Origin of the sequence: Streptomyces sp. NPDC059092, from assembly GCF_042756365.1 — a bacterium.
GTDB lineage: Bacteria > Actinomycetota > Actinomycetes > Streptomycetales > Streptomycetaceae > Streptomyces.
The window spans coordinates 29496-51693 of record NZ_JBHZEJ010000013.1 but is presented as its reverse complement, the minus strand read 5'-3'; the positions used below and the strand labels follow the sequence as shown (position 1 = coordinate 51693).

Sequence of the window (22198 nt, the reverse complement as noted above, 5' to 3'; positions counted from 1 at the left end):
CCCGTAGGCTGGTCGGGTGATGCACGACGCCCCTGGGGAGCCGACGATCCGTAACGACGACGAGCAGGACGTACGAGACGTGCCGGACGCCAACGCGGCGTCCGACCCGCGGCCCGAGGCGCGCCTGGAGCGGGCCGTGCGCGCCGCCGAGCAGGCGCTGATCGAGTTCGAGATCGCCCTGGAGACGTTCCGGATCGAGGTCGACAACTTCTCCCGGCTGCACCATCAGCGGCTCGGCCCGATGTACGCCCGGCTCGACGAGCTGGACGCGCTGATCGCGGAGGCCCGGGCCTCCCGCTCCGGCGACCCGGAGGATCTGCGCAAGGCGCGGGAGGCCCGGGCGATGGTGCAGCCGATGCCGGGCGTCGAGGAGCTGTTCCACGACTGGCTCGATTCCGACGGTCTGTCGCCGGAGGCGTCGGCGATGCTGACCGACCGGCCCGTACGGCCGCCCAAGCGCGTCCGGCCCAGCGACGAGGCACGCAGGATCTACCGCGATCTGGTGCGCAAGTCGCATCCGGATCTCGCGCAGGACGACGGGGAGCGCTCGCGGCGTGAGGAATTCCTCACGCGGGTCAACTCCGCCTACGGGCGCGGGGACGAGGCGCTGCTGCTGGAGCTGGCCGCCGAGTGGGCGGCGGGACCGGTGCCGCGGCCGGCCGAGCTGAGCGAGAGCGAGGAGCTCTACGCCCGGCTGGAGTGGCTGTCGCAGCGCAAGGAGGCGCTGACGCTGGTCGCCCAGGAGCTGGAGCAGGGCGCGATCGGCGCGATGCTCAGGATGGCGCCCGACGACCCGGACCGGCTGCTGGAGGAGATCGCGGAGCAGCTTCTCGCGGAGGTCTCGGGGCGTGAGGCGGAGCTGGCCAAACTGGTGGAGTAGATTTTCCGGGCCAGGGTCCGGTCATGGCCCGGCCGCGGCGCCCGGGTCCGGCCCCGGTGCCGGTCCCGTACGAGAGAAGGCAATCCCCATGAATTTCGCCCCGCTGCCCTCCGTCGATGTCGCGGCGGTGCCGGCCGACGGCCTGGTGCTGGACGTCCGGGAGGCCGACGAGTGGGCGGCCGGCCATGTCGAGGGCGCGCTCCATGTCCCGATGAGTGACTTCGTGGCCCGCTTCGGCGAGGTCACGGAGGCGGTCGCCGACGGCCGGAAGGCGTTTGTGATGTGCCGCGTGGGCGGCCGTTCCGCGCAGGTCACCCAGTATCTGGTGCAGCAGGGCATCGACGCGGTGAACGTGGACGGCGGCATGCTCGCCTGGGACGGCGCCGGGCGCCCGATGGTCGCCGACAACGGCACCCCGGCGTTCGTCCTCTGACGCCTGACCGCCTGACCGCCTGACCGCCTGACCGCCGCCGACGGCGCCCGCACCGGGCCGGGCGGGGCCTCGGCTCAGCGGTCGAAGTCCAGCTCCACCTCCGCGGTCGCCGGGTGGGACTGGCAGGCCAGTACGTACCCCGCGTCCGTCTCCTCCGGTTCGAGCGCGAAGTTGCGGTCCATGGCGACCTCGCCCGAGACCAGGAACGCCCGGCAGGTGCCGCAGACCCCGCCCTTGCACGCGTAGGGCGCGTCCGCGCGGCTGCGCAGCACCGTCTCCAGCAGGGACTCGCCCTCCCGCACCGGCCAGGTGCCCGAGCGGCCGGCCAGGGTCGCGGTCAGGGCGCTGTGCGCGGGGGCCCGGGAGCCGGCCGTGGCGGCCGCCACGGCGGCGGACGGCGCCTCGTCGACGTGGAAGATCTCCTGGTGGATACGGGAGCGCTCCACCCCGAGACCGCGCAGCGCCCGTTCCGCGCCGGAGACCAGGCCGAGCGGGCCGCAGAGGAACCAGCCGTCGATGTCGGCCACCGGGAGCAGTGCGGGCAGCAGTCCGGTCAGCCGCTCGCGGTCCAGCCGGCCGGACGGCAGCCCCGTCCGCCGCTCCTCCCGGGAGACGACCGTGACGAGCTGGAAGCGGTCGGGAAAGCGGTCCTTGAGGTCGGCGACCTCCTCCAGGAACATCGTGGACGCCACGGTGCGGTCGCTGCGCACCAGACAGAACCGGGCCGTGGGTTCCCGTATCAGCAGGGTGGCCGCGATCGACAGCACCGGGGTGATGCCGCTGCCCCCGACGATCGCCGCGAAGTGCCCGGCGCGGGGCTCCAGGACGAAGCGGCCGGTCGGCGCCATGGCCTCGACCGTGTCGCCCACGGCCAGCTCCTTGAAGGCGTACGTGGAGAACTCGCCGCCCTCGACCAGCCGGATGCCCACCCGCAGCGCCGCCTCGGGGCCGGCGGGGGCGCAGATCGAGTACGTACGCCTGATCTCCTCGCCGCTCCCGGTGCGGCGGCGCAGGGCGATGTGCTGGCCAGGGGTGTGCCGGAACGTCTCGCGCAGCTCGGGCGGTACGGCCAGGGTGACGGCGACCGCGTCGTCCGTGAGCGGTTCGACCTCGCTGACCCGGAGCGGATGGAACATCTACAACTCCTTGAAGTGGTCGAACGGTTCGCCGCAGGCCGTGCAGCGGCGCAGTGCCTTGCAGGCGGTGGAGGAGAACCGGCTGAGCAGTTCGGTGTCGGTCGAGCCGCAGTGCGGGCAGCGCAGGGAGAGCGTCAGCGGCACGGGCCCGCCGGCGGGGTCCGGTGTGGCGCCCGGGCGGGGCGGGGCTATGCCGGACTCGGCGAGTTTGCGGCGGCCCTCGGCGCTGATGTCATCCGTCGACCAGGCCGGGGAGAGGACCGTGACGACCGAGACCTCCGGCACCCCGTGGTCGTGCAGGACGCGCTCGATGTCGGAGGACATCGTCCCGACGGCCGGGCAGCCGGTGTAGGTGGGGGTCAGCTCCACGCGGACCCGGCCGGGGCCCGCGAGGTGGAGGCCGCGCAGCACGCCCAGCTCGGCCAGGGTCAGCACCGGCAGCTCGGGGTCGGGCACGGAGCCCGCGAGGGCGCGCAGCTCCGCCTCCAGCGCCGTCGTCTCCGCCGGTGCCGGGCTCCGGTCCGGGGTCGTCACCATGACGCCCCCGGGTGGCTGCGGTGGAGGTGCTGCATCTCGGCGATCATCCGTCCGAACGGTTCCGTGTGCAGCCCCTGCCGGCCCGCGCCCGCCGTCCAGGCACCGGAGCGGGGGCCGTCCGGCACGGGCAGGGTCGCCCGGTGCAGCACATCGGTGACGGACGCGAGCCAGCTCTCCTCCAGCGCCCGCCAGTCGACGTCGAGTCCGTCGAGCCCTTCGGTCGGGCGGAACATCTCGCCGGTGAACCGCCAGAGCGCCCGGCAGCCGCGCTCCATCCGCTCGCGGCTCTGCGGCGTGCCGTCCCCGAGCCGCAGGGTCCAGTGTTCGGCGTGGTCCTGGTGGTAGGCGACCTCCTTGACCGCCTTGGCCGCGAGTCCGGTGAACTCGCTCTCCCCGGCCGCGAGCTGCTGGTACAGGAAGAGCTGGTAGGTGGAGAAGTAGAGCTGGCGGGCGATCGTGTGCGCGAAGTCGCCGTTCGGCTGCTCGACCAGGTGGAGGTTGCGGAACGCGCGCTCCTCGCGCAGATAGGCCAGCTCGTCCTCGTCCCCGGCGAGGGAGAGCAGGAAACGTGCCTGGCCCAGCAGGTCCAGCGCGATGTTGGCGAGCGCGACGTCCTCTTCGAGGACGGGAGCGTGGCCCGCCCACTCCCCCAGCCGGTGGGAGAGCACCAGCGCGTCGTCGCCGAGCGCGAGGGCCGCCGCCCTGTTCACCGCCCGGGGGGTCCGCTCGGTCGCCGGTACACCGGACACCGGTAGGTCGGTCGCCGATGCGCCGGACGATGATGCGCCGGTCGCCGGTACGCCGGACGTCGATGCGCCGGTGGTCGTCGGGACGCCGGTCACAGGTGCTTCACCCCCTCGGGGATCTCGTAGAAGGTCGGATGCCGGTAGGGCTTGTCGGCGGAGGGGGCGAAGAACGGATCCTTCTCGTCCGGCGAGGAGGCCGTGACCGCCGAGGACTCCACCACCCAGATCGAGACGCCCTCGCCGCGCCGGGTGTAGAGGTCCCGCGCGTTGCGCAGCGCCATCTCCGCGTCCGGGGCGTGCAGGCTGCCCGCGTGGGTGTGCGAGAGCCCGCGGCGGGAACGCACGAAGACCTCCCACAGGGGCCAGTCGGCCGTACCGCTCATGCCGTCGCCTCCATCCGTACCGCCCCGGGGCGGTGCTTCGCCGCGTACGCCGCCGCGGCCTCCCGTACCCACGCGCCCTCGTCGTGGGCGCGGCGGCGCTGGGTGATCCGCTCCTCGTTGCACGGCCCGTTGCCCTTCAGCACCTCGTGGAACTCCGCCCAGTCGATCGCCCCGAAGTCGTGCCGCTCCCGCTCCTCGTTCCACCGGAGGTCCGGGTCGGGGAGGGCCAGGCCGAGGGCCTCGGCCTGCGGGACACAGATGTCGACGAAGCGCTGCCGCAGCTCGTCGTTGGAGTGCCGCTTGATCTTCCAGGCCATGGACCGCGCCGAGTGCGCCGACTCGTCGTCCGGTGGGCCGAACATCATCAGCGACGGCCACCACCAGCGGTCCACCGCGTCCTGGGCCATGGCGTGCTGCGCGTCCGTCCCGTTGCTCAGGGCCAGCAGCAGCTCGTACCCCTGGCGCTGGTGGAAAGACTCCTCCTTGCAGATCCTGACCATCGCACGGGCGTACGGGCCGTACGAGCAGCGGCAGAGGGGGACCTGGTTCGTGATCGCCGCGCCGTCCACCAGCCAGCCGATCGCGCCGACGTCCGCCCAGGTCAGCGTGGGGTAGTTGAAGATCGACGAGTACTTCTGCCGACCGCTGTGGAGCTTGTCGAGCAACTCGTCACGGCCCGTGCCCAGCGTCTCGGCCGCGCTGTAGAGATACAGGCCGTGTCCGGCCTCGTCCTGGACCTTGGCCATCAGGATCGCCTTACGGCGCAGCGAGGGCGCTCGGGTGATCCAGTTGGCCTCCGGCTGCATTCCGATGATCTCGGAGTGGGCGTGCTGGGCCATCTGGCGGACCAGCGACGCCCGGTACGCCTCGGGCATCCAGTCGCGCGGCTCGATGCGCTCGTCGGCGGCCACAGCCGCGTCGAACGCCGCCTCGAAGGACTCCGCCGTCCTTTCCACCGTCGCCTCCTCGGCTGTCCCCGCGGTCCCCGTGGTCACTGCCGTCATCCGGACCCCCTACCGACCGATCGTTCGGTTCATGGACTTCAATGGTGAGTCGGCGGCCCGTAGGGTGTCAACCCTGTGGATAACTGACCGGAGTACGACGGGGATCGGGGCGGGATGGATTCGTACGACGACCAGGGTGGGAAAGCCGGACCGCCACCCGGGGCCGGGATATCCGGCCTCTCCTTCCGCTACCAGGTGGTGGCCGCCGTGTCGCTCGCGGTCATCGGGCTGCTGGCCTGCGGGCATGTCGCGATGGTGTTCCTGCACGTCGCCCCGTCCAACACGCTCACCAAGCAGTACGGCAAGGCCGTCGACGGCTGGGTCTACCCCGAGTTCGAGCAGAACTGGAAGCTCTTCGCGCCCAATCCGCTCCAGCAGAACATCGCCGTCGAGGTGCGCGCCGAAGTCGGGTCCACCGGCCTCACGCGCAGGACCAGCGAATGGATCGACCTCTCCGCCGAGGACGGCGCCGCGATCCATCACAACGTCCTGCCCAGCCATGTCGACCAGAACGAGCTGCGCAGGGGCTGGGACTTCTTCGTCGGATCGCATGACAATCAGAACCGCCCGAACGGGCTGCGTGGCCAGCTCTCCGAGAGCTACGTCCGCCGGATCGTGATGCTGCGGCTGGCCGACCACGACCTGGGCGGGCCGGTGGTACGCATCCAGGCCAGGTCGGTCACCACGGCGGTCTCCTCGCCGCCCTGGAGCACCGAGAAGATCAGCACGCGCCCGTCCTACCGGATCTACCCCTGGTGGACGGTGGACGCCACCGACCTTCCCGGCGGCGTACGGAACGGCCGTGCGGAGGCGCACCGGTGAGCGAACAGTCCGACCAGCCCGACCAGTCCGACCAGCCTTCCCAGCCCGACCCGTCGCAACGGTCCGCTGAACCCGTACCGCCGCGACAGCCCGTACCGCCGCGGGCCGACCGGTCGTCCGAACCGCCGGAGGGCTCGCGCCCCGACCCCTGGCCCGTTGTGCGTCCCGCCCCGCGCCCCGACCCGTCCGCGCGCACGACGCGCCCCGATCAGTGGGCGGCGGGCGCGCTCCACCGTGTCACCTCCGCGGCCCTCGGCCCCTACCAGAGCGCCGTCATACGGATCGGTTTCGCCGCCACCTGGCTCCTCTTCCTGCTGCGCGAGGTGCCGCACCGCCGTGAGCTGTACGGCCCCGACGGGCCCTGGAGCTGGGACATGGCCCAGCGGCTCATCGCGAAGAACAACGCCTTCTCCGCGCTGATGTGGTCGGACAGCGCGCTGTGGTTCGAGATCGTCTTCGCCGTCGCCGTGCTCTCCAGCGCGCTGCTCATGGTCGGCTGGCGTACCCGCACCATGTCCGTGCTCTTCATGTTCGGGGTGCTGTCGCTCCAGAACCGCAGCATCTTCATGGGGGACGGCGGCGACAACGTCATCCACCTCATGGCGATCTACCTCGTGCTGACGCGCTGCGGGCAGGTCTGGTCGCTCGACGCGCGGCGCGCCGCCCGCGCGGCGCGTACGGCGGAGACCGCGAGGGCGACGTCTCCGGCAGGTGCGGCGGACGCCGCCGGTCCGGCCGTACGGGACCGGGTCGGCCCGGTCCTCTGGACGGTCACCGGCACGGCGCTCCTCATCGGCACGTTCACCGACCGGGTCCAGATCGAGAGCTGGCTGCTGGCCCTGTTCTGGGGGGCCTGGGCCGCTCAGGGGCTCTGGTGGGCCGTGAGCCGCCGCGCGCGCCACGGCGAGCCGCGCGCCCTGCTGGACGTCCTCGCCAATCTGATCCACAACGCCGCACTGGCCGTGATCATGGCCGAGGTCTGTCTCATCTACGCCACCGCCGGCTGGTACAAGATCCAGGGCTCGCGCTGGCAGGACGGCACCGCGCTGTACTACCCGCTCAAGCTCGACTACTTCGCGCCCTGGCCCGGACTCTCCGACCTCTTCGCGTCCAGCGCGCTCATCGTGATGGTGCTGACGTACGGCACGGTCATCGTGCAGGTCGCCTTCCCGTTCACGCTCTTCAACCGGCGCGTCAAGAACGTCCTGCTCGTCGCGATGATGCTGGAGCACGCGGGGATCGCCGTACTGCTCGGGCTGCCGTTCTTCTCGCTCGCCATGATCGCCGCCGACGCCGTGTTCCTGCCGACGGTCTTCCTGCTGTGGCTCGGCGGCCGTGCCACCGGGGTGCGCGACCGGCTGCTCGACCGGCTGCCGGGCCTGACCCGCCCTGACGCTGGCCGGGCGGCCCTGCCCGGGCAGCGTCAGGAGAGCCCCGAGCAGCCACGTACCCTCGTGTAGGTGATCAGCGAGACATCGGACGAGGGCCTGGAGCCGGTCCAGTACGACGAAGGCTACGGACCCCCGGTCGGTGTCGGACCGCACCGCGAGCCCTGGCCCCGGGGTGAGCGGTACGACCCGGAGCTGCTGGCGGCCGGGGACCGCCGCAACGTGGCCGACCGGTACCGGTACTGGTCGCGCGAGGCGATCGTCGCCGACCTCGACACCCGGCGTCACGACTTCCACGTCGCGGTGGAGAACTGGAGCCACGACTTCAACATCGGCTCCGTGGTCCGCACCGCCAACGCCTTTCTCGCCAAGGAGATCCACATCGTGGGCCGGCGGCGCTGGAACCGGCGCGGAGCCATGGTCACCGACCGGTACCAGCATGTGCGCCACCACCCCGGTACGGAGGAGCTGACGGCCTGGGCGGCGGCCGAGGGGCTGCCGATCATCGGGATCGACAATCTGCCGGGCGCCGTCCCGCTGGAGCGGACCGAACTGCCGCGCCGCTGCGTGCTGCTCTTCGGCCAGGAGGGCCCCGGCCTGACCGAAGAGGCCCGTGAGCACGCCACGATGGTCTGCTCGATCGCCCAGTTCGGCTCGACGCGCTCGATCAACGCGGGCGCCGCCGCGGCCATCGCCATGCACGCCTGGATCCAGCGGTACGCGGAGATCCCGGCGCCGCCCGCACCCTGACCGGGCCCGCCCGCACCTCGATCGGCCGGGCCCGTACGAGTCGGCTCAGGACGGGCGGCGTACCTCCACCGTGCGGAAGCGGTTCGCCACGAACGCCGCGTCGCACAGCGCCGCGTTCGCCGCCGGGTTGCCCCCCGAACCGTGGAAGTCCGAGAACGCCGCCGTCTGGTTCACGTACACCCCTCCCGTGAGGTTGAGCGAGAGCTGCGCGGACTCCTCAAGGCAGACCTCCTCGACCGCGCGCTCCGTCTCCGGGGACGTCGTGTACGCGCCGACCGTCATCGCACCCTGATGGCGCACCGTGCGCCGCAGCAGCTCCAGCGCGTCCTCCGTCGAGTCCACGGCGACCGCGAACGACACGGGCCCGAAGCACTCGGTGAGGTACGGCACCTCCTCGCCGCCCTCCCACGCCCTCTCCCAGACCTTGCGGGCGCCGTCGGCCTTCACGATCGCGGGCGTACGGACCACCGCGTCCGGGAAGTCCGGATGGGCGATCTCCCGCGAGGCGAGCGCGACGTCCCCGAGCCCGTCGGCCGCCTCCAGACGGGCCTTCACCCCGGGGTTGACCAGCGCGCCCAGCAGCGCGTTGGCCCGGGTGTCGTCGCCCAGGAGCCCGGCCACCGAGGCCGCCACGTCGGCCACCACCTCGTCGTACGACTTCTCGCCCGCGTCCGTCGTGATGCCGTCCCGGGGGATCAGCAGGTTCTGCGGTGTCGTGCACATCTGGCCGCTGTAGAGCGACAGCGAGAAGGCGAGGTTGGAGAGCATCCCCTTGTAGTCGTCCGTGGAGTCCACGACGACCGTGTTGACGCCCGCCTTCTCCGTGTACACCTGGGCCTGGCGCGCGTGGGTCTCCAGCCAGTCGCCGAAGGCGGTCGACCCCGTGTAGTCGATGATCCGGACCTCCGGGCGGACCGCCAGGGCCTTGGCGATGCCCTCGCCGGGCCGCTCCACCGCCAGCGCGACCAGATTCGGGTCGAAGCCCGCCTCCGCGAGCACCTCCCGGGCCACCCGGACCGTCAGCGCGAGCGGCAGCACCGCGCGCGGATGCGGCTTGACCAGGACCGGGTTGCCGGTGGCCAGGGAGGCGAACAGCCCCGGATAGCCGTTCCACGTGGGGAAGGTGTTGCAGCCGATCAGCAGCGCGACCCCGCGCGGCACGGCGGTGAAGGACTTCCGCAGCTCCAACGGGTCGCGCTTGCCCTGCGGCTTGGACCACCCGGCCGACGCGGGTGTCCGCGTCTGCTCCTGGTACGCGTACGCCACGGCCTCCAGGCCGCGGTCCTGGGCGTGCGGGCCGCCCGCCTGGAACGCCATCGTGAAAGCCTGGCCGCTCGTGTGCATCACCGCGTGCGCGAACTCGTGGGTCCGCGCGCTGATCCGCGCCAGGATCTCCAGACAGACCAGGGCGCGGGTCTCGGGGCCCGCGTCGCGCCACGCGCCCATGCCCGCGCGCAGGGCGGGCAGCAGGACGTCCGGGTCCGCGTGCGGATACTCGATCTCCAGGGCCGGCCCGTAGGGCGAGACCTCGCCGCCGGTCCAGCCGTCCGTGCCCGGCTGGTCCAGCTCGAAGCGGGTCCCGCGCAGCGACTGGAAGGCGGCGAGCCCGTCGGCGGGCGCACTCTCCCCGTACGCCTTGGGGTGTTCGGGGTGCGGGGACCAGTAGCCGCGCGACCCGATCGTCTCAAGGGCCCGGTCGAGCGTGGGCCGGTGCTTCTCGGCGAGCTGCTGGGGGCTGAGCTGGGCGGCCATCGTGGACCAACTCCTCATCGAGTTCATCGGATGTGCGAGGGCGTGCGAGGACGTGCGGCGGCGGAGAACGGGGACGGAGAACGGGGGCGGGGGACAGGGACCGGCGGACAGAGTTAGAGTAACCGAACGATCGGTCGGGACAAGGGGATCCGGGCGATCCTGTGGACAACCGACGACGAACGGGCGGACAGCGGTCGCCTCACCGGCGCCGCGCGCCCCACCGATACGGGAGGATTGCGGCCATGACAGCAATCGAGCCGGGCCGCGTCGTCGCGGTCGCGGGCACCGGCACGATGGGCCAGGGAATAGCCCAGGTGGCGCTGGTCGCCGGCCACCCCGTACGGCTCTACGACGCCGTGCCGGGCCGCGCGGGGCAGGCCGCCGCCACCCTCACCGGGCGTCTGGACCGGCTGGTCGCCAAGGGCCGGCTCGACACGGCAGCCCGCGACGCCGCGGTGGCCCGGCTGCTCCCGGCCGCGGACCTCGCCGAACTGGCCGACGCCGCGCTGGTGATCGAAGCAGTCCTGGAAGACCTCTCCGCCAAACGGGAGCTGTTCGCGGCGCTGGAGGACATCGTCGCCGACGACTGCCTGCTCGCCACCAACACCTCCTCCCTCTCCGTCACGGCCGTCGCGGGCGCGCTGCGCCTGCCGGCACGCCTCGTGGGGACGCACTTCTTCAACCCGGCGCCCCTGCTGCCCCTCGTGGAGGTCGTCAGCGGCTTCGCGAGCGCCCCCGACGCCGTGACCCGCGCGTACGAGACCGTGCTGGCCTGGGGGAAGACCCCGGTGCGCTGCGCCGATACACCGGGCTTCGTCGTCAACCGCGTGGCGCGCCCCTTCTACGCGGAGGCGCTGCGGGTGTACGAGGAGGGGGCCGCCGACCCGGCCACCGTCGACGCGGTCCTGCGCGAGTGCGGCGGCTTCCGGATGGGCCCCTTCGAGCTGACCGACCTGATCGGCCAGGACGTCAACGAGGCCGTCACCCGTTCCGTGTGGGAGTCCTTCTTCCACGACCCGAAGTTCACCCCGTCGCTCGCCCAGCGCAGGCTGGTGGAATCGGGCCGCCTCGGCCGCAAGACGGGCCAGGGGTGGTTCCCGTACGGCGAGGGAGCCACCGCCCCCGTACCGCGCACCGAGGAGCCCTGCGAGGCCCCCGACGCGGTCGGCGTGCACGCGGATCTCGGGCCCGCCGCCGTCCTGCGCGAGATGATCGAGGAAGCGGGCATCAAGGTCACCCGCGACCGCACCCCGAACACCTCCGAAGGCTTTCTCACCCTGCCCGGCGGTACGGCGCTCAGCCTCACCGGCGGATCCAGCGCCACCGGCGACCCCTCCGGGCCGCACATCCACTTCGACCTCGCGCTGGACTACCGCTCCTGCACGCGCGTCGCCCTCGCGCCCGGCGCCGACGCCGACCCCGGGGACCTGCGGGCGGCCATCGGCCTCTTCCAGCGGCTCGGCAAGCGGGTCAGCGTCGTCGACGACATACCCGGCATGATCGTCGGCCGCACCGTCGCCCTGCTGATCGACCTCGCCTGCGACGCCGCGGCCCGCGGAGTGGCGAGCGCGCAGGACATCGACACCGCCATGAAACGCGGCGTGAACTACCCTGGCGGACCCGGCGAGTGGTGCGACCGGCTCACCGCGTGGTGGGTCAGGTCCTTCCTGCTCGCCATGGACAGCGCGTATCCCGGCGGCCGTTACGCCCCGTCCACGGCACTGACCCGCCGTGCCGACACCGAAGCGAAGCAGGGGCGTTCATGACCACCGCCAAGCGCGACACCTACACTCCCGAGACCCTGCTGGCCGTGGCCGTGCGTGTCTTCAACGAACGCGGCTACGACGGCACCTCCATGGAACATCTCTCCAAGGCGGCCGGGATCTCCAAATCCTCCATATACCACCATGTCGTCGGCAAGGAGGAGCTGCTGCGCAGGGCCGTCAGCCGCGCCCTCGACGGCCTCTTCTCCATCCTGGAGGAGGACGGCGCGACGCGTGGCCGGGCTGTCGCCCGGGTCGAGCACGTCACCCGGCGCACGGTCGAGGTGCTGATGGCCGAGCTGCCCTATGTGACGCTGCTGCTGCGGGTACGGGGCAACACGCAGACCGAGCGGTGGGCGATGGAGCGGCGCAGGGAGTTCGACCAGCGCGTCGCCGGCCTCCTCAAGGCCGCCGCCGCGGAGGGCGACCTGCGGGCCGACCTGGACACCAAGCTGGCGACCCGGCTGCTCTTCGGCATGGTCAACTCCCTGGTCGAGTGGTACCGGCCGCACGCGGCGGGCGGCTACGACCGCGACCAGGTCGCGGACGCCGTCGTACGGCTGGCCTTCGACGGGCTGCGTGCCTCCTGACGGGCCGCGCACTTACTGAGGGGCTGCGCGCCTCGTGACGGGTTGCCTGCCTCCTGAGGGGTTGCGCGCCTTCTGAGGGGGCGCGGTCGACGGTCCTGGCTAGAGAGGCGGCATGCTGCCCGGGCCCAGGTCCGTCTCCTCGAACACCAGCAGTGTGCGCGTCGAGAGCACCTCCGGGATCGACTGGAGCCTGGTCAGGACCAGCTCGCGCAGCGTCCTGTTGTCCGGGGCGTGCACCAGCAGCAGAACATCGAAATCGCCGCTGACCAGCGCGATATGGGTGGCGCCCGGCAGCTCCTGAAGCTGCTCGCGCACCGTGCGCCAGGAGTTCTGGACGATCTTCAGCGTGATGTACGCGGAAGCCCCCTGTCCGGCTCGTTCGTGGTCGACCCTGGCGCTGAAACCGCGGATCACCCGGTCGTCGATCAGCCGGTTGATCCGTGCGTACGCGTTGGCCCGGGAGACATGGACGCGCTCGGCGACCGACCGTATCGAGGCGCGGCCGTCCGTCTGGAGAATGCGCAGGATGTCCCGGTCGATGGCGTCCAGCGGCCGAGGCGGCTGTTCCTGCGCGGCGGCCCGTTCCGTGCCGTCGGCCATTTGTTCAGCTCTCCTGTCTCCCGGACTCCCCGCCATGGACGGCCTGCGTCCATCCCAGGCTGTGGAGAACCGTTTGTCCACAGGCTGGAGGCGTGTGTAGCCAAAATGGCCCGTCGACCGAACAATCGGTAGGGAGGCGGCGCCGCGCTCCGGCGCTCCGCCCGTTCGCCCCGACGAGGAGGTGCACGCGTGAAGAAGAGCAGCACGCCGGTCCAGGAACTGCCCGCCGCCGCGGCCCGTCCACCCGCCCCGCCCCCGGCCTGGCAGCCGCGGACCGACCCCGCACCGCTGCTCCCCGACCCCGAGCCGTACCGCGTGCTGGGGACCGACGCCGCGGCCGGGTCCGATCCCGCGCTGCTGCTGCGGCTCTACGCCGAGCTGGTCCGCGGCCGCAGGTTCAACGCGCAGGCGACGGCGCTGACCAAGCAGGGCAGGCTCGCCGTCTACCCGTCGAGCACCGGCCAGGAGGCGTGCCAGGTCGCCGCCGCGCTCGCCCTGCGCGAGCAGGACTGGCTCTTCCCCAGCTACCGCGACACGCTCGCCGCCGTGGCGCGCGGGCTCGATCCCGTCCAGGCGCTGACGCTGCTGCGCGGCGACTGGCACACCGGGTACGACCCGCACGAGCACCGGATCGCCCCGCTCTCCACGCCGCTCGCCACCCAGCTTCCGCACGCGGTCGGACTGGCCCACGCGGCCCGGCTCCGGGGGGACGACGTCGTCGCGCTCGCCCTGGTCGGTGACGGTGGCACCAGCGAGGGCGACTTCCACGAGGCGCTGAACTTCGCCGCCGTATGGCGGGCTCCGGTCGTCTTCCTCGTCCAGAACAACGGCTTCGCGATCTCCGTACCGCTCGCCAAGCAGTCCGCCGCTCCCTCCCTGGCCCACAAGGCCGTCGGGTACGGCATGCCGGGCCGCCTGGTCGACGGGAACGACGCCGTCGCGGTGCACCGGGTGCTCGGCGAGGCGCTGGCCCGCGCCCGGCGCGGCGGGGGGCCCACGCTGGTCGAGGCCGTGACCTACCGCATCGATGCCCATACGAACGCCGACGACGCGACGCGCTACCGCGAGCGGGACGAGGTGGAGACCTGGCGTGCGCACGACCCGGTGCGGCTGCTGGAGCGGGAGCTGACGGAGCGCGGGGTGCTCGACGAGGACGGCATCAGGGAGGCCGCGGACTCCGCCGAGACGATGGCCGCGCGGCTGCGCGAACGGATGAACGCGGACCCGGTGCTCGACCCCATGGACCTGTTCGCGCACGTCTTCGCCGAGCGGACCTCGCAACTCCGGGAGCAGGAGGCCCAGCTCCGGGCCGAGCTGGCCGCCGCCGAGTCGGCCGGCGAAGAGGCTGGTGATCCGCGATGACCGGCACCGTGGAGGAGAGGACCGCGGTCGCGGCGAAGCCCGCCACGATGGCGCTGGCGCTCCAGCGCGCGCTGCGTGACGCGATGGCCGAGGACCCGGCGGTCCATGTCCTCGGGGAGGACGTGGGCACGCTCGGCGGGGTCTTCCGGATCACCGACGGGCTCGCGGCCGAGTTCGGGGACGAGCGGTGCACGGACACACCGCTCGCCGAGGCGGGCATCCTGGGGACGGCCGTCGGCATGGCGATGTACGGGCTGCGGCCGGTCGTGGAGATGCAGTTCGACGCCTTCGCCTATCCGTCGTTCGAACAGCTCATCAGCCATGTGTCGCGGATGCGCAACCGCACGCGCGGCGCACTGCCGCTGCCCATCACGGTGCGGGTGCCGTACGGCGGCGGGATCGGCGGGGTCGAGCACCACAGCGACTCCTCCGAGGCGTACTACATGGCGACCCCCGGCCTCCATGTCGTCACGCCCGCGACGGTCGAGGACGCGTACGGGCTGCTGCGGGCCGCCATCGCCTCCGACGACCCGGTGGTCTTCCTGGAGCCGAAGCGGCTCTACTGGTCGAAGGCCGCGTGGTCGCCGGACGCGCCGGCCGAGGTCGGGCCGATCGGGCGCGCGGTCGTCCGGCGCCGGGGCTCCAGCGCCACGCTCCTCACGTACGGCCCCTCGCTTCCCGTCTGTCTTGAAGCGGCGGAGGCGGCCCGTGCCGAGGGCTGGGACCTGGAGGTCGTCGACCTGCGCTCGCTGGTGCCGTTCGACGACGAGACGGTGGCGGAGTCCGTGCGCCGCACGGGCAGGGCGGTCGTCGTCCACGAGTCCACCGGCTTCGGCGGACCGGGCGGGGAGATCGCCGCGCGGGTCACCGAGCGCTGCTTCCACCACCTGGAGGCGCCGGTGCTGCGGGTGACCGGATTCGACATTCCCTATCCGCCGCCCATGCTGGAGAGGCACCATCTTCCGGGAGTGGACCGGGTGCTGGACGCGGTCGCGCGGCTCCAGTGGGAGACGGAGAGCTGATGGCGCAGGTGCTGGAATTCAAACTGCCTGACCTCGGTGAAGGGCTGACCGAGGCGGAGATCGTCCACTGGCTCGTGTCGGTGGGCGACGTCGTCGCCGTCGATCAGCCGGTCGTCGAGGTCGAGACGGCCAAGGCGCTGGTCGAGGTGCCCTGCCCTTACGGGGGCGTGGTGACGGCGCGCTACGGCGAGGAGGGCGCGGAGCTGCCGGTCGGGGCGCCGCTGCTGACCGTCGCGGTGGGCGCGTCGGCCCCGCTGGGCGGAGCTGAGCCCGCCTCCGCCCCGGCCCCGGCCTCGGCTCCGGTGGCCAGGTCCGCGCCGTCTCCCGCCCCGGCCGCATCCGACTCCGGAGCGTCGGGCAATGTGCTCGTCGGGTACGGCACGGGCGCGCCGGTGGCCCGCAGGCGCCGGGTCCGGCCGCCGGGGGACGGGCTCCGTGCGGCTCCTCCCGCCGTTCCGGCCGGCTCCACCGCGAACGGGACGGCCGGTCCCGTCGCGGTCGTCTCCCCGCTGGTGCGCAGGCTCGCCCGCGAGCACGACCTCGATCTGCGGACGCTCCCGGGCTCGGGGCGGGACGGCCTGATCCTGCGGTGCGACGTCGAGCGGGCGATACGGGAAGGCGCCACGGCGTCCCCGGCCGCGCGGCCCCGGTCCGCGCCGGCGGCGCCGTCCATGACGCCCGGGCCCGCACCGCAGGCACCTGACCGTGCGGAGGCTTCCCCGCCGCAGCCCGGTGCCACCAGGGTGCCGCTGCGGGGCGTACGGGGCGTGGTCGCGGACAAGCTGGCCCGCAGCAGGCACGAGATCCCGGACGCCACCTGCTGGGTCGACGCGGACGCCACGGAGCTGCTGGCCGCCCGTACGGCGATGAACGCGGCGGGCGGGCCCAAGATCTCGCTGATCGCGCTGTTCGCCCGGATCTGCACGGCGGCCCTCGTCCGGCACCCCGAGCTGAACTCCACCGTGGACACGGCGGCCCGGGAGATCGTGCGGCTGCCCGAGGTGCATCTCGGCTTCGCCGCGCAGACCGACCGCGGGCTGGTCGTCCCCGTCGTACGGGACGCGCACACCCGCTCCGCGGAGTCGCTGAGCGCCGAGTTCGCCCGGCTCACGGAGGCGGGCCGGTCCGGCACGCTGACGCCGAAGGATCTGACCGGCGGCACCTTCACGCTCAACAACTACGGGGTGTTCGGGGTCGACGGCTCCACCCCGATCATCAACCACCCCGAGGCGGCGATGCTCGGCATCGGCCGGATCGTGCCCAAACCCTGGGTCCACCAGGGGGAACTGGCGGTGCGTCACGTCGTGCAGCTCTCGCTCACCTTCGACCACCGGGTCTGTGACGGCGGTACGGCGGGCGGCTTCCTGCGCCATGTCGCGGACTGTGTCGAGCAGCCGGCGGTGCTGTTGCGCACGCTGTGACGGGGCCGAGTCGGAAGAACCGGGGACCGCGCGTACTCCGGACCGGCGATCACGGCACATAATGCAGCCATGACCGCCTATGACGCCATCGTGCTCGCCGGAGGCGCCGCCAGACGGCTCGGCGGGGCCGACAAGCCCGGCGTGCGGGTCGGCGGCCGGGCGCTGCTCGACCGGGTGCTCGCCGCCTGCGACGGGGCCGCCGACACCGTGGTCGTGGGCGGTCGGCGGCCGACGGCACGGCCGGTTCGCTGGGCCCGCGAGGAGCCGCCGGGCGGTGGGCCGCTCGCCGCGCTCGACGCCGGGGTGCGGTGCGTGCGGCCCGATGCGGAGACCGTGCTCGTCCTCTCCGCGGACCTGCCGTTCCTCTCCCGGCCGACGGTGCGCCGACTCGTCGGGACGCTCGTCGGGAGCGGCGCGGAGGCGGCGCTGCTCACCGACCCCGACGGCCGGGACCAGCCGCTGGTCGCGGCGTACGGCGCCGAGCCGCTGCGCCGCGAGATCGCCCTGCTCCGTACCGAGTACGGCAGCCTCGCCGGTCTGCCGCTGCGGCTGCTCGTGCAGGAACTCGAACTCGCCTGGGTCGACGCGGGGCCGCTCGCCCCCTTCGACTCCTTCGACTGTGACACCTGGGAAGACATCTCCACGGCGCGGGCCCGGATCAGGGAGCATGGGACCGTGCTGGACGAATGGATCACCGCAGTCAAGGACGAACTCGGCATCGAGCTGGACGTCGACACCTCCGCCCTTCTCGACCTCGCCCGCGACGCCGCGCACGGCGTCGCCCGGCCCGCCGCGCCGCTGACGACCTTCCTGGTCGGGTACGCGGCGGCCCGGGCCGGGGGAGACGGACCCGAAGCTGTCGCGGAAGCGGCCCGCAAGGCCGCGGCGCTGGCCCTGCGTTGGGCCGCCGAAGCGGAGACTGAGGCGGAAGCGAAGACCGAGAGGGAGGCCACCGACGGCTCCACCGGTAGCGACGGTGGCGCGGCCGGGGCCAAGGGGGCCGACGCAGGATGACCGCCCATGACCGCAAGGTCGACGGGACCGAGGAGCTCGACGGGACCGCGGGGGCCGGTGGGCGCGGCGGTCTCGACGGGATCGACGCCATCGACGGGATCGACGACGTGCTGGCGCTCGTCGGCCGAAGCCCGGCCGGGAGCCACCACGGCGGCCACGGCACCGGCCACAGTTACAGCCACAGCCACAACACCGGCCAGAACACCGGCCACGGCAACGGCAACGGCAGCGGTCGGGACGCGGGGGCCCGTACCGGTTCCGCCGGGTCCAGCCGGCCCCGCGCCACGGCGTGGTCCGACGCCCGCGCGCTCGCGGCACGCTCCGGGCGCCCGGCACCGGACGGAACGCCGTCCGCGCGGGCCCGCCGGGTCCCCCTCGACCAGGCCCTGGGCCTGGCACTCGCCGAGCCGCTGGCCGCGCTGACCGACCTGCCGCCCTTCGACACCTCGGCCATGGACGGCTGGGCGGTCTCCGGGCCGGGCCCCTGGTCCGTACAGAACGGCGCTCACGACAGCGGCGACGACAACGGCAGCGGCGGCCCCGGCCTGCTCGCCGGGCACGCCACGGCCGTGCCCCTCCCCGACGGTTCGGCGGTACGGATCGCCACCGGCGCCCGCGTTCCGCCCGACGCCACCGCGGTGATCCGCAGCGAACACGCCCGTACCGACGCCGCCGGACATCTCCACTCCCAGCGCCCGGTGACCCAGGGCCAGGACATCCGGCCGCGCGGCCAGGAGTGCCGCTCCGGCGAGCATCTGCTGCCCGCCGGCTATGTGATCACTCCCGCCGTGCTCGGGCTCGCGGCGGCGGCCGGCTACGACGAGCTGCCCACCGTCCCGCGCCCGCGCGTCGAGGTGCTGGTCCTCGGCGACGAACTGCTCGTCGAAGGGCTCCCCCACGACGGGCTGATCCGCGATGCCCTCGGTCCGCTGATCGCACCCTGGCTGCGCGCCCTCGGCGCGGAGGTCGTCGCCACCCGCCGGCTCGGCGACGACGCCGAGGCGCTGTACCGCGCGGTCTCCGCGTCCACGGCGGACCTCGTCATCACCACGGGAGGCACGGCGGCGGGACCGGTCGACCATGTCCATACCGTGCTGCGGCGGACGGGCGCCGAACTGCTGGTGGACGGGGTCGCCGTGCGCCCCGGCCATCCCATGGTGCTGGCCCGGCGGGCCCCCGGGCGGCTGTTCATCGGGCTGCCCGGCAATCCGCTCGCCGCGGTCTCCGGACTGCTGACGCTCGCCGAACCCGTGCTGTGGGGACTGGCGGGGCGGGCACCCCGGACATCGTACCACGTACCGGTACGGGACGCGGTGCACGGACATCCGTCCGACACCCGGCTGGTCCCCTTCGTCCACCGGGACGAGGGGCTCGTACCGTTGCGATTCAACGGTCCGGCCATGCTGCGCGGTATCGCCGCCGCGGACGGGCTCGCGGTGGTGAAGCCCGGTGGCGCGCGGCCGGGTGACGATCTGGAAGTTCTCGACCTGCCGTGGAACGCCACGGTGTCGGTCGACGGAGGGTGTTTCACGTGAAACTTCCGGGCCAGGACGCGATGGCCAGACGCGCGGACGAGCATCTGGTCGCCGCGCGGGTGAAGCTGCCGCGCCGCACGGCCGTACGGCCGCTGCGGCAGGTCAGCCGTCGGCTGCTGATGGCGCTGTTCGTCCTCGCGCTGACGGTCTTCCTCGTCTACGTCGACCGGGAGGGGTACCACGACAACGCGGACGAGTCCGTCGACTTCCTCGACGCCGTCTACTACGCGACCGTCACGCTCTCCACGACGGGGTACGGCGATATCGTGCCGTACAGCGACAGCGCGCGGCTGGTGAACGTCCTGCTCGTGACCCCGCTACGGGTCTGCTTTCTCATCATCCTGGTCGGAACCACTCTTGAGGTCCTCACGGAGCGCACCCGGGAGGAATGGCGGCTGAACCGCTGGAGGTCCAACTTGCGCGACCACACCGTCATCGTCGGCTACGGCACCAAAGGGCGCTCGGCGATACAGACCCTCCGTGCCACCGGGCTGAAGAAGGAACAGATCGTCATCGTCGACCCGTCGAACAAGGTGATCGAGGCGGCCAACGCCGAAGGGTTCGTGGGGGTCGTCGGCGACGCGACCCGCAGCGACGTGCTGCTGCGGGCCGAACTCCAGCGCTCCCGCCAGGTCGTCATCGCCACCCAGCGCGACGACACGGCGGTGCTGGTGGCGCTGACCGCGCGGCAGCTCAACCGGGGCGCCAAGATCGTCGCCGCGGTGCGCGAGGAGGAGAACGCGCCGCTGCTGCGGCAGTCCGGCGCGGACGCCGTGATCACCAGCGCGAGCGCGGCCGGCCGGCTGCTCGGGCTCTCCGTGCTCAGCCCCAGCGCCGGCACGGTGATGGAGGATCTGATCCAGCAGGGCAGCGGCCTCGATCTCATCGAACGCCCGGTGATAAAGGCCGAGGTGGGGCGGAACGTACGGGAGACGGACGACCTGGTCGTGAGCGTGCTGCGCGGGCACCGGCTGCTCGGTTACGACGACCCGGCGGCGAGCCCGCTCCAGCTCACCGACCGGCTGATCACCATCGTCCGGGCCACGAGCCCCGCGGAGTCCGACCTCACCAACTGACCTCACCCACTGACTCCACCGACCGGCCTCGCTGACCGACCCGGCCGACCGGCCTCGCTGACCGACCCGGCCGGCCTCGCCGACCGGCCTGGACTCTCCGCCGACCTGGCCTCTCCGCCCGGTGCTCAGGAGTAGCCTCGCGGCCATGCATGCGATCACGATTCCGGAACCTGGCGGCCCCGACGCGCTCGTATGGGCGGAGGTACCCGACCCCGTAGCCGGTGACGGCGAGGTGCTCGTCGAGGTGGTGGCGAGCGCCGTCAACCGCGCCGACCTGTTGCAGCGCCAGGGCTTCTACGATCCCCCGCCCGGCGCCTCCCCGTACCCCGGTCTGGAGTGCGCGGGCCGGATCACCGCGCTGGGGCCCGGTGTCGCCGGGTGGGCCGTCGGGGACGAGGTGTGCGCGCTGCTGGCCGGCGGCGGCTACGCCGAGCAGGTCGCCGTACCGGCGGGGCAGCTCCTGCCCGTGCCGGAAGGGGTGGACCTGGCCACGGCCGCGGCGCTGCCCGAGACCACCGCGACCTGCTGGTCCAACGTCTTCATGGTTTCCCACCTGCGGCCCGGTGAGACGGTCCTCGTGCACGGCGGCGCCAGTGGGATCGGCACGATGGCGATCCAGCTCGCCAAGGCGGTGGGCGCGCGGGTCGCGGTCACGGCGGGCGGTCCCGACAAGCTGGCGCGCTGCGCCGAGCTGGGTGCGGACATCCTGATCAACTACCGCGAACAGGACTTCGTCGAGGAGATCCGCAAGGCCACGGAGGGCGCGGGAGCGGATGTCATCCTCGACATCGTCGGCGCCAAATATCTGGAGCGGAACGTGAAGGCGCTGGCCGTGAACGGCCGGATCGCGGTGATCGGTCTCCAGGGCGGGGCGAAGGGCGAACTCAATCTGGGCGCCCTGCTCAGCAAGCGCGCCGCCATCACCGCGACCTCGCTGCGCGCCCGCCCGCTGGCCGAGAAGGCGTCCATCGTCGCGGCCGTACGGGAGCACGTCTGGCCGCTGATCGCGGACGGGCAGGTCCGGCCGATCGTGGAGCAGACGCTGCCGATGGAACGGGCGGCCGACGCGCACCGCGCGCTGGAGAGCGGTACGCACATCGGCAAGGTGCTGCTCCTCACCTCCTGAGAACAGAGGACCTCCCGACAACAGGAGGCTCCCTGAGAACAGGAGCGCGGTCCGGCCCCCAGCGGGTGGGCCGGACCGCGCAAAGCCTGCGGGCCTTACAGATGGTCCTTACGGATGTGGTTTGCAGGTGTGGCTTACCGGTGTGGCTTACAGATACGGGCCCGAGCGGATCGCGCCATGGCCCTGGTCGCCCTCGTCCTCCGGGACGGAGCCAGGCGGCAGAGCGCGCCGCATCTGCTCCAACTGGGCCCTGGCCGCCATCTGCTGGGCGAAGAGCGCTGTCTGGATCCCGTGGAACAGGCCCTCCAGCCACCCCACCAACTGGGCCTGCGCGATGCGCAGTTCCGCCTCGGAGGGGATCGCCTCGTCGGTGAAGGGCAGCGAGAGCCGCTCCAGCTCCTCGACCAGCTCGGGCGCGAGCCCGTCCTCCAGCTCCTTCACCGAGCCGGCGTGGATCTCCTTGAGCCGCACCCGGCTCGCCTCGTCCAGAGGGGCCGCCCGCACCTCCTCCAGAAGCTGCTTGATCATGCTGCCGATGCGCATGACCTTCGCGGGCTGTTCCACCATCTCCGTCACCGGGATCTCACGCGCCTCGGCGTCGGCCCCGCCGCCGCCGAAGGACATCCCGTCCTGTCCGACCACCAGGACATGGGGGCTCTCCTGCGACCGTTCGTTCCTCGGCATCTCCATGCGGTCCATTGTCTCGCACATGTGCGTCATCACGCGGCGTGGGGCCCGGGGGAAGGCAGGCGGAGGTTGTTAGGGGGGGGCGCGGCCCGGGGCGGGGGGGGGGCCGGGGGGGCCCCGGGGGCCCCCCCCCCGGAAGCGGGGCCGAGGGGGGCCGGGGGCCCCCCGCCG

At 72.8% G+C, this 22198-nt stretch carries 22 protein-coding genes; 14 read left to right on the top strand and 8 right to left on the bottom strand.

Annotation, left to right across the window (positions count from 1 at the left end; all coding sequences use genetic code 11):
- Window positions 1-16: 16 nt before the first annotated feature.
- Window positions 17-880 (top strand): hypothetical protein, encoded by an 864-nt coding sequence (locus ACFXPL_RS10875; protein ID WP_384915898.1) that lies wholly within the window; start codon window positions 17-19, stop codon window positions 878-880.
- Between the two features lie 88 nt (window positions 881-968).
- Window positions 969-1313, top strand: a complete 345-nt coding sequence (locus ACFXPL_RS10870; RefSeq protein ID WP_384915895.1) for a rhodanese-like domain-containing protein — start codon at window positions 969-971, stop codon at window positions 1311-1313.
- A gap of 74 nt (window positions 1314-1387) precedes the next feature.
- Here ACFXPL_RS10870 and ACFXPL_RS10865 read toward each other — a convergent pair whose 3' ends face one another.
- The 5 genes from ACFXPL_RS10865 to paaA all read right to left on the bottom strand — a co-directional run bounded on the left by ACFXPL_RS10865 (window position 1388) and on the right by paaA (window position 5119).
- Window positions 1388-2449, bottom strand: coding sequence for a 2Fe-2S iron-sulfur cluster-binding protein (locus ACFXPL_RS10865; RefSeq protein WP_384915892.1), 1062 nt, complete (start codon window positions 2447-2449; stop codon window positions 1388-1390).
- On the bottom strand, window positions 2450-2986 hold the full coding sequence (gene paaD / locus ACFXPL_RS10860; protein WP_384915889.1) for a 1,2-phenylacetyl-CoA epoxidase subunit PaaD: 537 nt from the start codon (window positions 2984-2986) through the stop codon (window positions 2450-2452).
- Window positions 2980-3735, bottom strand: a complete 756-nt coding sequence (gene paaC / locus ACFXPL_RS10855) for a 1,2-phenylacetyl-CoA epoxidase subunit PaaC (RefSeq protein WP_384915886.1) — start codon at window positions 3733-3735, stop codon at window positions 2980-2982. The genes paaD and paaC overlap by 7 nt, the downstream gene beginning before the upstream one ends.
- Window positions 3736-3824: 89 nt before the next feature.
- On the bottom strand, window positions 3825-4115 hold the full coding sequence (gene paaB, locus ACFXPL_RS10850) for a 1,2-phenylacetyl-CoA epoxidase subunit PaaB (protein ID WP_384915883.1): 291 nt from the start codon (window positions 4113-4115) through the stop codon (window positions 3825-3827).
- Window positions 4112-5119, bottom strand: coding sequence for a 1,2-phenylacetyl-CoA epoxidase subunit PaaA (gene paaA / locus ACFXPL_RS10845; RefSeq protein WP_384915880.1), 1008 nt, complete (start codon window positions 5117-5119; stop codon window positions 4112-4114). Before paaA ends, paaB begins: the two co-directional genes overlap by 4 nt.
- 114 nt (window positions 5120-5233) lie before the next feature.
- On the opposite strand from paaA, the gene ACFXPL_RS10840 reads away from it, so the two are divergent.
- From ACFXPL_RS10840 to ACFXPL_RS10830, 3 genes are all read left to right on the top strand, one after another.
- Window positions 5234-5941 (top strand): DUF5819 family protein, encoded by a 708-nt coding sequence (locus ACFXPL_RS10840; protein ID WP_384915877.1) that lies wholly within the window; start codon window positions 5234-5236, stop codon window positions 5939-5941.
- A gap of 158 nt (window positions 5942-6099) precedes the next feature.
- Entirely contained in the window at window positions 6100-7401 is a 1302-nt protein-coding gene (locus ACFXPL_RS10835; protein ID WP_384916084.1) for an HTTM domain-containing protein, read from the top strand.
- Entirely contained in the window at window positions 7402-8079 is a 678-nt protein-coding gene (locus ACFXPL_RS10830) for a TrmH family RNA methyltransferase (protein ID WP_384915874.1), read from the top strand.
- Between the two features lie 45 nt (window positions 8080-8124).
- Here ACFXPL_RS10830 and paaN read toward each other — a convergent pair whose 3' ends face one another.
- Window positions 8125-9831 (bottom strand): phenylacetic acid degradation protein PaaN, encoded by a 1707-nt coding sequence (paaN, locus tag ACFXPL_RS10825; protein WP_384916081.1) that lies wholly within the window; start codon window positions 9829-9831, stop codon window positions 8125-8127.
- Window positions 9832-10073: 242 nt separating this feature from the next.
- On the opposite strand from paaN, the gene ACFXPL_RS10820 reads away from it, so the two are divergent.
- Entirely contained in the window at window positions 10074-11597 is a 1524-nt protein-coding gene (locus tag ACFXPL_RS10820) for a 3-hydroxyacyl-CoA dehydrogenase (protein WP_384915872.1), read from the top strand.
- On the top strand, window positions 11594-12184 hold the full coding sequence (locus tag ACFXPL_RS10815) for a TetR/AcrR family transcriptional regulator (protein WP_384915869.1): 591 nt from the start codon (window positions 11594-11596) through the stop codon (window positions 12182-12184). Before ACFXPL_RS10820 ends, ACFXPL_RS10815 begins: the two co-directional genes overlap by 4 nt.
- Before the next feature lie 99 nt (window positions 12185-12283).
- Here the strand turns inward: ACFXPL_RS10815 and ACFXPL_RS10810 are convergent, their stop codons facing one another.
- Complete coding sequence (locus ACFXPL_RS10810; protein WP_384915866.1) at window positions 12284-12784, bottom strand: Lrp/AsnC family transcriptional regulator; 501 nt, start codon at window positions 12782-12784, stop codon at window positions 12284-12286.
- A gap of 189 nt (window positions 12785-12973) precedes the next feature.
- On the opposite strand from ACFXPL_RS10810, the gene pdhA reads away from it, so the two are divergent.
- The 7 genes from pdhA (at window position 12974) to ACFXPL_RS10775 (ending at window position 21340) form a co-directional block, all read left to right on the top strand.
- A complete protein-coding gene (gene pdhA, locus ACFXPL_RS10805; RefSeq protein WP_384915863.1) occupies window positions 12974-14146 on the top strand; it encodes a pyruvate dehydrogenase (acetyl-transferring) E1 component subunit alpha in 1173 nt (390 codons plus the stop codon).
- Window positions 14143-15168, top strand: a complete 1026-nt coding sequence (locus tag ACFXPL_RS10800) for an alpha-ketoacid dehydrogenase subunit beta (RefSeq protein WP_384915860.1) — start codon at window positions 14143-14145, stop codon at window positions 15166-15168. The genes pdhA and ACFXPL_RS10800 overlap by 4 nt, the downstream gene beginning before the upstream one ends.
- Window positions 15168-16589 (top strand): dihydrolipoamide acetyltransferase family protein, encoded by a 1422-nt coding sequence (locus ACFXPL_RS10795; protein ID WP_384915857.1) that lies wholly within the window; start codon window positions 15168-15170, stop codon window positions 16587-16589. The genes ACFXPL_RS10800 and ACFXPL_RS10795 overlap by 1 nt, the downstream gene beginning before the upstream one ends.
- A 69-nt stretch (window positions 16590-16658) precedes the next feature.
- The gene (locus ACFXPL_RS10790; RefSeq protein ID WP_384915854.1) at window positions 16659-17603 is read left to right on the top strand and encodes an NTP transferase domain-containing protein; all 945 of its coding nucleotides are present in this window, start codon (window positions 16659-16661) and stop codon (window positions 17601-17603) included.
- Window positions 17600-19138, top strand: coding sequence for a molybdopterin molybdotransferase MoeA (locus tag ACFXPL_RS10785; RefSeq protein ID WP_384915851.1), 1539 nt, complete (start codon window positions 17600-17602; stop codon window positions 19136-19138). The genes ACFXPL_RS10790 and ACFXPL_RS10785 overlap by 4 nt, the downstream gene beginning before the upstream one ends.
- 20 nt (window positions 19139-19158) lie before the next feature.
- Complete coding sequence (locus tag ACFXPL_RS10780; RefSeq protein ID WP_384916078.1) at window positions 19159-20214, top strand: potassium channel family protein; 1056 nt, start codon at window positions 19159-19161, stop codon at window positions 20212-20214.
- 145 nt (window positions 20215-20359) lie between these two features.
- On the top strand, window positions 20360-21340 hold the full coding sequence (locus tag ACFXPL_RS10775) for an NAD(P)H-quinone oxidoreductase (RefSeq protein ID WP_384915848.1): 981 nt from the start codon (window positions 20360-20362) through the stop codon (window positions 21338-21340).
- Between the two features lie 147 nt (window positions 21341-21487).
- On the opposite strand, the gene ACFXPL_RS10770 is transcribed toward ACFXPL_RS10775, so the two are convergent.
- Window positions 21488-22030, bottom strand: a complete 543-nt coding sequence (locus ACFXPL_RS10770; RefSeq protein WP_384915845.1) for a bacterial proteasome activator family protein — start codon at window positions 22028-22030, stop codon at window positions 21488-21490.
- Window positions 22031-22198: the final 168 nt, after the last annotated feature.